Source organism: Aeromonas sp. MdU4 (genome assembly GCF_041929505.1).
Classification (GTDB): domain Bacteria; phylum Pseudomonadota; class Gammaproteobacteria; order Enterobacterales; family Aeromonadaceae; genus Aeromonas.
This window is the reverse complement of record NZ_JBHFMW010000044.1, coordinates 72,899-79,742: the sequence shown is the minus strand read 5'-3', so window position 1 is coordinate 79,742 and position 6,844 is coordinate 72,899. Positions and strand designations below refer to the sequence as shown.

Here is a 6,844-nt window from a genome sequence, read left to right as displayed (position 1 = left end):
CGACCACAGGGGAGCGTAGTGACTTTCCGGTAATACCAGATGCCGTGGGGACTGAGCCAGAGATTCATCAATGAGCTCCTCATCGTCCACATAAAGTGGATGACCAAGGGCGCTTGGAAGGTAACTTATTGAATTGCAGAAACAAGTGGTGGCCCTACCAGCCACATCCCGGCACTCGAGTCCCCCGCCTTGGCTGCTACCTTCCGGTCCTGACCAGGTCGACGGGTTATCAATGCGAGAGGACCAATAGGACCACCGGCGAGGAGAATAGGCAAACTGGGCTTTCAATGCAATGGCTTTCTGCCTTTCGATAGATCGTTTGCCTTATTTTTCAACAAACTGGCCAATGCTTCAGCTAAAGAGCATGAATTTTGCACCCACCAGCAGCATCAACAGGGCAAAGGCTTGCTTAAGGCGCTTGGCGGATAGGCGATGTGCCAGCCTGGCGCCAATCCGGGCAAACTGGGTACTGGTCAGCACAATCCCCAGCAGGGCTGGCAGATAGATGTAACCAACACTCCACTCGGGCAGATCTGCATGTCCCCAGCCTGCATAGAGATAGCTCAGGCTACCCGCCAGCGCGATGGGCATGCTGCAAGCAGCAGAGGCAGCCACTGCGTTGCGCATGGGCACACTATTCCAGCTGAGATAGGGCACGGTCAGCGAGCCACCGCCAATGCCAAACAGGGCCGACATCCAGCCGATAACGGTGCCAGCGATGCCGGTACCCAATGCACCGGGCAGGTGCCGCTCCGCCTTGGGTTTGAGGTTCAACCCCATTTGCAGCGCCATGGTCCAGGCAAAGCAACCGATAATGATGTTAAGGGTGCTGGCACTGAGCAGATTGGCGGTCATACCGCCCAACCAGGCGCCGAGCAGCATGCCGGCCCCCAGACGACGGATCACCACCCAGTCAACAGCACCCGCCTCCTGATGAGCCCTAAGCGAACTGAAACCGGTAAAGATCATGGTTGGTAGTGAGGTCCCAAGAGCCAGATGAGTGATGATGTCAGGATCGACACCTTGAGCACGAAAGCTCATGACCAGTACGGGCACAATGATTAAACCGCCACCAATCCCGAACAGACCGGCCAGAATCCCCGCAAATGCCCCCAGCAGCAGATAACCCACAAACAGCATAAAAATTCCTGTTATAAACGGAAAATGGCCAAACCGGCCCGAATACAAAACAAGAGCAGTATGAAAAAAGAGATGGCCCTTGGGCCATCTCTTTAGGTACTTGTCAGCTCAAGGGGATGGAACCGTCCATCACCTTGTAGAAGGCCAGCACGGCACAGCCGAGCAAGGCCGCTGTCATCCCCTGCTCCAGCCGGTTGAGGCCACGCAAACCATGGTGTTGACGCGCCTTCCAGTAGATGAAGATGCCCGGACTATAAAGCAAAGCCACCAGCAGCAGATACTCGACACCTGCGGCATAGACCAGCCAGCAACCGTAGACGGTAGCGACCAACGCCAGCAGCAGGTCACGTTTGCGCTGATGCGGTTGGCCCTGATAGGTCTCTCCTTTCAGGGCCAGTTTCAGACCGTAGGCACCGGAGAATACATAGGGCACCAGCGCCGCCGAGGTGGCAATGTTGACCAAAGCCAGATAGGTGCTGTTCTGGAAGTAGATGATGATCAGGAAGATCTGCACCAGACAGGTGGAACACCAGAGCGACACCTGCGGAGAACCGTTCTTGTTCTCCTTGGCAAACCAGGCAGGGAAGACACCGGTCTTGCCCGCAATGTAGGGCACTTCGGCTGCCAGCACGGTCCAGCTCAGCAGGGCCCCCATGACGGAGATGACCAGACCGATATTGATGAGCCAGGCGCCCCAGGGACCGACCACCGCTTCCAGGATCATCGCGGTAGAGGGGTTCTTGAGCTGAGCGAGCTGGGGCTGAGTCATCACCCCCAGCGAGAACAGGGTTACCATCACGTAGAGCGCCAGCGCACCGAGCAATGCCAATACAGTGGCACGGCCTACATCCTTGCGATGACGGGCACGGGCAGAGACCACCACAGCGCCTTCAATACCGATGAAGACCCAGAGTGTCACCTTCATGGTGGACTTGACCTGATCCATCACAGAACCCAGCGCCAGATTGCTCTGGCCCCAGATATCCAGCGTGAAGGTTTCCATGTTGAAGGCGAGCAGGATCGCCACGCTAAAGACAATCAGCGGCACCATCTTGGCGATAGTGGTAACGATGTTCACCAGCGCTGCCACCTGAATGCCGCGCAGCACCAAGGCATGCACCGACCAGATCAGGATGGAAGCAAGGGTGATGGCCACCGGGGTATTGCCGTCACCGAAGATGACGTTGTCCGGCGTGTCAAAGAAATAGCTCAGCGCACTGAACACCACGATGGCGTAGGAGACGTTGGCCAGCAGTTGACAGAGCCAGTAACCCCAAGCGGCATTGAAACCGATGAAATCGCCGAAACCGGCCTTGGCATAGCTGAAGATGCCACCATCGAGATCCGGACGACGCATGGAGAGGTTCTGATACACCAGCGCGAGGCAGATCATGCCAATACCGGTGATGGTCCAACCCAGAGCAACCGCCCCGGCGCTGGCATGTGCAGCAATATTCTGTGGGAGACTGAAGACCCCGGCGCCGACCATGGAGCCGATCACCAGCGAAATGAGGGCGCCAAGCCCTAGTTTCTTGTCCATCTCAATCCTGTTTAATTAAGCGGCGGCAGAGCGTCCATATTCATACTGCACGCGATATGGGAGGGGCTGAAAATCCGGACCCCATGAAAAAGGCGGCAACTATATTGCATGACTATGCCAACCGCAATCCCTCGCATCGTCAAACCTGTACCGTCTTGAAACGCGCGCAATTTTACAGCACTACGCTCATGGACCTGTGAGCTGGGTCAAATTAAATAAGACCCATTGATATTTCTCATTTTTTCGTCGAGCCACTCCGACCCGGATGATTCCCATGCATCATCATGCACACCAAGGATGGACAAATAGTCTGCATAAAAAAGCCCCGGTGGAAACACCGGGGCCCGTTCTGTAAATTCCTATAAACGCAAACCACCATCCAGCTCGATCATCCGGCCGCTGAGGTAATCGTTGGCAAAGATGAAGGCAACAGTGTCAGCCAGCTGCTGCGCTTCACCCAGCTTGCCAACCGGGATGGCCTGCTGCATCCGGGCCATCGCCTCCGGTTTCATCGCCGCCGTCATATCGGTGGCAAACACCCCGGGGGCGATGCCCATCACCCGGATACCATGGCGGGCAAGCTCCCGCCCCCAGGTCACCACCAGCGAAGCCACTCCCGCCTTGCTGGCGGCATAGTTGCTCTGACCCATGTTGCCCGCTCGGGCAATAGAAGAGATATTGATGATGACGCCCCCCTCCCCGCCGGTGGCCATCAGTGCGGCCCCCTCACGCCCGCACAGGAAGGTGCCGGTAAGGTTGACGTCGATGACGCTCTGCCACTGGGACAGGCTCATCTTCTCTGCAACCTCCCCCTCTTTCACCTTGATCAACATGCCATCGCGCAGAATACCGGCGCAGTTGATCAACCCGTGCAACTGGCCAAAGTGCCCCTTGATCGCACCAAAAGTCGTCTCGACTTCCGGTTCGCTTGCCACGTTGCAGACGAAAATGGCACCCCGCCCGCCCCGGTTTTGCACCTCGGTCTGCGTCACGGCCAGATCGGTGGAATTGAGGTCGATCAATGCCAGTTCGGCTCCCTGACTGGCAAGATTGAGGGCGATGGCCCGCCCCAGCCCCCGCCCAGCACCGGTAATGGCGATGACCTTCTGCTTGATATCCATTCTCTCTCCTTGTGATGCCAGCGATAGCCTGAACCCATCAAGCCGCAAGATGGCGCCCAACGGCCACTACTCCTCTCAGCCTTTTTCCAGATAAAGCCGGACGATGCTGGAAAAATCCAGATCACCCTCGCCCTGCGCCGCATGCAGATTGAACAGGTTGCGCGCGAGCGCCCCCATGGGTACGGCGCTGTGGGCATGCTCGGCCAACGCCATGGCGAGCCCAAGATCTTTCACCATCAGCCGGGTCATGAATCCCCCCTGATAGTTGCGGGCAGCCGGTACGTTCTCCATCACCCCGGGCCAGGGGTTGTAGCGCTCCAGACTCCAGTTGTTGCCGGAGCTCTTGCCCATGATGGTGGAGAGCACTGCGGGGTCCAGCCCCTCCTTCACTCCGAGCGCCAGCGCCTCGGCAGTACCCGCCATATGAATGGCAAGCAGCATGTTGTTGCACATCTTGGCGATCTGTCCGGCACCCAGGGTGCCTGCGTGAAACAGATTCTGTCCCATACAGGCAAGCAGGGGTTTTGCCACCTCGAAATCCGCCGCGTCGCCGCCAACGATAAAGGTGAGCGTACCCGCCGCCGCCCCAGCGACCCCGCCCGAGACAGGGGCATCGATAAAGCGCAAGCCACGTGCACGAGCCGCATTCCCCACCTGACGGGCAGAGGCCACGTCGATGGTGGAACAGTCGATCACCAGCACACCGACTGGCAGTGCCGCCAGCAGATCCTGCCCGCCCCGCTCACCATCGCTCTCGCCCAACCAGAGGGAGCGCGCATGCTCACCGGCAGGCAACATGCTGATGACGACATCACAGCCAGTCGCCGCCCGGCGAGCATCGCCTGCTGCAATGCAGCCCGCCGCAATGGCGCGCTCGACACTTTGCGCAACCAGATCAAACACCTGAACAGTGTGCCCCGCCTTAACCAGATTGGCCGCCATGGGACCACCCATGTTGCCCAGACCGATAAATCCGATCTTTGTCATTCTGCTTGCTCCTTGCGTTCTTGATAGCGCCGCGGCTGCCAGACTAGTGCCTATCCCTTGCGTGCCAACGGGTTGTGCCCATGGGGCCAGCGATAGAACTCGTCCAGCCAATCCCCTTCGGCGGGCTGCTCCTGCCAGTGGGGAGACCTGTCCTTGTCGATAAGCAGCGCCCGCACCCCTTCCACGAAATCCCCCTTGAGCACGCAGTTGACCGAAAGGGTCAGCTCATCGGCAAACACCTCGGCAAGAGATTGACGGCGAGCCTGCCAATATTGGCGCCAGAGGATGGCGCGGCTGATGGAGCTGCCGGTACGACAGGTCTCCTGCGCCTGGGCCAACCCCCTCTCTCCCGCCGTTTCGTCAAATCGGGCAGCAAACAACCTTGCCAATACGCCTGCCAAGGTTCGCCCCGCCAGCAGCTCATCGATTTTTGGTTGATGGGGCAGCAGCACGGGCGCTGGCAGTTGTGCTGCGACGCCTCTGTGAAGCGTGCGCAGCAGCAGATCGATCTGCTCACTGGGCTCACAACCGGCTGACCAGTCGAGTGCCGCCAGCCGGTGCAACAGCTCTGCTCGCTCACTGCTGGCCATGGCGTGATCCGCCAGCCCCAGGCCAATGGCATCCACCCCGTTGAAACGAGCACCGGTGAGACCAAGCCAGAGACCGAGTCGCCCCGGCATCCGGCTTAAAAACCAGCTTGCCCCTACATCGGGATAGAGCCCTATGGTCACCTCCGGCATGGCAAACAGGCTTCTTTCGGTCACCACCCGAAAATCGGCTCCGGCAAACAGACCTATCCCACCGCCCATGCAGATGCCATCGGCCACGCAGACAAGGGGCTTGCGGTAACAGTGGATGTGGTGATCGAGCCGATACTCCTGCTCGAAAAAATCGCGGGCATAGCCGAACAGTTCCGCCTCACTGGCCTCCTGCTTGCGGTAGTAGAAGGAACGGATATCGCCACCGGCACAGAATGCCTTCTCGCCCATCCCCTGCAGCAGCACGCAGACGATGGCGGGATCCTGCTCCCAGCGGGTCAGCGCGTCCTGCAACAGCCGGATCATCGGCAGGCTCAGGGCGTTGAGCGAACCCGGACTATCGAGGGTCAATACCCCGATTTGATGGCCATCCGCCGTCGGATGGGTCGCTATACGTACGGGCTCACTCATGGGTTGCTCCATCCGGCTTTTGGTACTGCCAGTGCGGGGCGCGTTTTTCGAGAAACGCTGCCACCCCTTCCCGCTGGTTGGCATCGTTAAACAGTTCGAGAAAGAGGCTTCGTTCGAGCGGCAGCGCCGCATCACGCGGGCCGCTGCGTCCCTGATTGATCAACATTTTGCAGGCGCGCAGGGCACTCGGGCTCTGGCGCTCCACCAGATGAGCCATCTGATGGGCGGCCTCCCACGCCTGCCCGGTTTTCACTACTTCTTCCACCAGCCCGATCTCATAAGCAAGGGACGCACTCACCTTCTCGCCACAGAGGATCATTCGCTTGGCCCAGCCAGGCCCCACCAACTCGGTCAGACGCTGAGTCCCCCCCGCGCAGGGCAACAGCCCCACCGAGGCCTCCGGCAACCCCAGCAGCGCCTGCTGCTCAGCGATACGGATATCGCACGCCAGCGCCACCTCCAACCCACCGCCCATGGCATAACCGTTGATGGCCGCGATGGTTACACCCTGATAGCGGGCCAGCGCCTCGAATGCGCGACCAAACGCATCGGCCACATCGCGAGCCTGTTCGACATTGCCATCGGCAAACAAGTTGAGGTCAGCACCAGCGCAGAAGAACTTCTCGCCCGCCCCTCGGATCACCAACGCCACCACATCGGGGCGGCTGTCGAGCTCTTCCATCATCCGCAGGAAAGCTTGCAGGCTGGCAAGCGTCCAGGTATTGGCGGGTGGATGATCGAGGGTGATGTAGGCCACGTGGCCGTGGTATTCGAGCCTGATCCTTGTCATTGCATTGTCCTTGTCCGTAGAGCGATAGCCATGATGACAGAGTTGCATGGGACCAACCTGTGACTGGCTCACAAAGCTGGCGCCACTGAGGGGTCGA

6 protein-coding genes and 1 other RNA gene are annotated in these 6,844 nt (G+C 59.3%); all 7 read right to left on the bottom strand.

Annotated elements, in window-relative coordinates; all coding sequences use genetic code 11:
* Window positions 1-152: 152 nt before the first annotated feature.
* An RNA gene (gene ffs / locus ACE1BR_RS22270) (signal recognition particle sRNA small type) lies at window positions 153-249 on the bottom strand.
* 102 nt (window positions 250-351) lie between these two features.
* Window positions 352-1,140, bottom strand: coding sequence for a sulfite exporter TauE/SafE family protein (locus ACE1BR_RS22265; protein WP_374874164.1), 789 nt, complete (start codon window positions 1,138-1,140; stop codon window positions 352-354).
* 103 nt (window positions 1,141-1,243) lie between these two features.
* Entirely contained in the window at window positions 1,244-2,680 is a 1,437-nt protein-coding gene (gene arcD / locus ACE1BR_RS22260; protein ID WP_374874162.1) for an arginine-ornithine antiporter, read from the bottom strand.
* Window positions 2,681-3,039: 359 nt separating this feature from the next.
* The gene (locus ACE1BR_RS22255; protein WP_374874160.1) at window positions 3,040-3,801 is read right to left on the bottom strand and encodes an SDR family oxidoreductase; all 762 of its coding nucleotides are present in this window, start codon (window positions 3,799-3,801) and stop codon (window positions 3,040-3,042) included.
* Between the two features lie 75 nt (window positions 3,802-3,876).
* A complete protein-coding gene (gene mmsB, locus ACE1BR_RS22250) occupies window positions 3,877-4,788 on the bottom strand; it encodes a 3-hydroxyisobutyrate dehydrogenase (RefSeq protein WP_374874158.1) in 912 nt (303 codons plus the stop codon).
* A gap of 50 nt (window positions 4,789-4,838) precedes the next feature.
* Window positions 4,839-5,957, bottom strand: a complete 1,119-nt coding sequence (locus ACE1BR_RS22245) for an enoyl-CoA hydratase/isomerase family protein (protein ID WP_374874156.1) — start codon at window positions 5,955-5,957, stop codon at window positions 4,839-4,841.
* Window positions 5,950-6,747: an enoyl-CoA hydratase gene (locus ACE1BR_RS22240; RefSeq protein ID WP_374874154.1), complete on the bottom strand. Its 798-nt coding sequence runs from the start codon at window positions 6,745-6,747 to the stop codon at window positions 5,950-5,952. The genes ACE1BR_RS22245 and ACE1BR_RS22240 overlap by 8 nt, the downstream gene beginning before the upstream one ends.
* Window positions 6,748-6,844 lie beyond the last annotated feature (97 nt).

Coding starts and splice junctions, on each gene's coding strand:
- ACE1BR_RS22265 (WP_374874164.1), bottom strand. CDS start 1,140: ATGCTGTTTGTGGGTTATCTGCTGCTGGGGGCATTTGCGGGGATTCTG.
- arcD (WP_374874162.1), bottom strand. CDS start 2,680: ATGGACAAGAAACTAGGGCTTGGCGCCCTCATTTCGCTGGTGATCGGC.
- ACE1BR_RS22255 (WP_374874160.1), bottom strand. CDS start 3,801: ATGGATATCAAGCAGAAGGTCATCGCCATTACCGGTGCTGGGCGGGGG.
- mmsB (WP_374874158.1), bottom strand. CDS start 4,788: ATGACAAAGATCGGATTTATCGGTCTGGGCAACATGGGTGGTCCCATG.
- ACE1BR_RS22245 (WP_374874156.1), bottom strand. CDS start 5,957: ATGAGTGAGCCCGTACGTATAGCGACCCATCCGACGGCGGATGGCCAT.
- ACE1BR_RS22240 (WP_374874154.1), bottom strand. CDS start 6,747: ATGACAAGGATCAGGCTCGAATACCACGGCCACGTGGCCTACATCACC.